The sequence below is a fragment of the Polaromonas sp. LjRoot131 genome (assembly GCF_964252805.1).
In the GTDB taxonomy this organism is placed as follows: domain Bacteria; phylum Pseudomonadota; class Gammaproteobacteria; order Burkholderiales; family Burkholderiaceae_C; genus Polaromonas.
This window is the reverse complement of record NZ_CAXUPF020000013.1, coordinates 1-2,222: the sequence shown is the minus strand read 5'-3', so window position 1 is coordinate 2,222 and position 2,222 is coordinate 1. Positions and strand designations below refer to the sequence as shown.

Annotated in this window: 2 protein-coding genes; one reads left to right on the top strand and one right to left on the bottom strand. The window is 61.7% G+C overall.

Annotated elements, in window-relative coordinates; all coding sequences use genetic code 11:
• Positions 1–25: 25 nt before the first annotated feature.
• On the bottom strand, positions 26–682 hold the full coding sequence (locus tag ACSQ27_RS24235; protein ID WP_436158058.1) for a glutathione S-transferase: 657 nt from the start codon (positions 680–682) through the stop codon (positions 26–28).
• 160 nt (positions 683–842) lie between these two features.
• On the opposite strand from ACSQ27_RS24235, the gene ACSQ27_RS24230 reads away from it, so the two are divergent.
• Positions 843–2,063, top strand: a complete 1,221-nt coding sequence (locus ACSQ27_RS24230) for a polyhydroxyalkanoate depolymerase (RefSeq protein ID WP_436158057.1) — start codon at positions 843–845, stop codon at positions 2,061–2,063.
• Positions 2,064–2,222: the final 159 nt, after the last annotated feature.

The following is a 2,222-nucleotide window of genomic DNA, read 5'->3' as shown; positions in this document are numbered from 1 at the left end:
GCAGAACTAAGCAGAAAACCAAGCCTCAGAACTCAGCATCGAGTTCATCAATGTCATCCGGCTCCTTCTTGGCCGCAGCAACCCACTCCTTCATAGCCGGCAACTCCATGATCCGCTTGCAATAAGCCATGCAAGCCTTGTCCAGCGTCACGTCGTAAGTCAAAAACCGAGTAACCACGGGCGCATACATCGCATCCGCCACCGACAGCTGTTTGCCAAACAGATAAGGACCGCCGTAGGAGCCCAGGCATTCCTTCCAGATCTCCAGCACACGGTCGATGTCGGCCTGCGCACGCGACCAGACCTTGAAGTTCGGGAAATGGGCCTTGATGTTCATCGGCAGCGCGGCGCGCAGCGAGGCAAAACCGGAATGCATTTCGCCGCAAACCGCGCGGCAGTGCGCCCGCAGCTTGACGTCGGCGGGCAAGAGCTGCGCCTTGGGCTTGATTTCATTGAGGTATTCGGCAATCGCCAGCGTGTCCCAGACTTTGACGCCGTTGTGCTGCAACGAGGGAACCAGCATGCTGGACGACAGCAGCAGCATTTCGGCCTTCATGGCCGGGTCGTCGGGGGAGATCACTTTTTCAGTGAACTCCAGCCCGGCAAATTTCGCCAGCAGCCAGCCGCGCAGCGCCCAGGCGCCGTAGTTTTTGCTGCTGATCGTCAGGACTGCCTTGGCCATGAGATTGCTCCTTGAACCGCAAAGTGGGGCCCCACCAGCCGGGGCTGGCAAAACCTCCGCAAGGCTTGTGCCAGCGAAGACACCAGGCGGCGACTGGCCCGTAACTTGCCTGCGTTCACCCCATCCGGGCCACAAACCCGATTCAAGAGCCAGGACTTCCATGCTTTACCAGGCCTACCAACTCCAGTCCGACCTGATGTCCCCGCTTCGGCTGCTGGCGCAGGGCGGCAGCGCGGCGCTCTGGCTGGGCAAAACCGAGGGCAGCCTGCTGCGCAAGTTCTCGGCGTCCATGGAGGTGTTTTCGCGCCTGCGCCTGACGCATTCGCGCCCGGCCTACGGCATCACCTCGGTAAAGGTGGGCGAGCGCGAATTCGCCGTCACCGAAGAAGCCGTGCTGTCCATGCCCTTCGGCACCCTGCTGCGCTTCAAAAAAGAAACGCCGGCCGATCTACCTTTCCAGCCGCCGGTGCTGCTGGTAGCCCCGCTGTCGGGCCACTTCGCGACGCTGCTGCGCGAGACCGTGCGCACGCTGCTGCAAGACCACGACGTCTACATCACCGACTGGCACAACGCGCGCGACGTGGCCTTGCGCCACGGCGCCTTCGCGCTGGACGACTACATCGACCACATGATCCGCTTCACCCAGGCCATTGGCCCGGGCACGCATGTGGTGGCGGTATGCCAGCCCTGCGTGGCGGCGCTGGCGGCCGCGGCCATCATGGCCGAAGACGACGACCCGGCCCAGCCGCGCAGCCTGACGCTGATGGCCGGCCCGGTGGACTGCCGCGTGAACCCCACGGGCGTCAACACGCTGGCGACCAGCAAGCCGATTGCGTGGTTCGAAAAAAACCTGATCAGCCACGTGCCGCTGCCGCACGCCGGTTATATGCGGCGCGTGTACCCGGGCTTTGTGCAGCTCAGTGCCTTCCTGAGCATGAACCTGGAGCGGCACAAAAAATCATTCCAGGACATGTACCAGCACCTGCTGGACGGCGACGTGGAAAAGGCCAACATCATCCGCGTGTTCTACGACGAATACCTGGCCGTCAACGACTTGCCCGCCGAGTTCTATCTTGAAACCGTTGAAAAAGTGTTCCAGACCTACGACCTGCCGCTGGGCAAGCTCAGCTACCGCGGCCGCCTCGTGAAACCCGCCGCCATACGCCGCACCGCGCTGATGACGGTGGAAGGCGAGCGCGACGACATCTGCTCAGTCGGGCAGACCGTTGCGGCTCAGGACCTTTGCATCGGGATACGGCCGTATATGAAGACGCATCATGTGCAGACTGGTGTGGGGCATTACGGGGTGTTTAGCGGGCGTAAGTGGAATCAGCAGATTTATCCGCGGGTTAGGGAGATGATTCACTCCAGCATGGGATGAAGCCGGGTCTTGCTCCGGCGAGTGCGCTCCCTCTGTGCTCTCTTCTAAGTTCTGTTGGCCGGGGGTTGCCCGGCAGCAAGTAACTTTCTTTTGCTTCGCCAAAAGAAAGTCACCAAAGAAAAGGCGACCCGCAGTCTGGGTCCCCTGCGCTTCGCTACG

Coding starts and splice junctions, on each gene's coding strand:
- ACSQ27_RS24230 (WP_436158057.1), top strand. CDS start 843: ATGCTTTACCAGGCCTACCAACTCCAGTCCGACCTGATGTCCCCGCTT.
- ACSQ27_RS24235 (WP_436158058.1), bottom strand. CDS start 682: ATGGCCAAGGCAGTCCTGACGATCAGCAGCAAAAACTACGGCGCCTGG.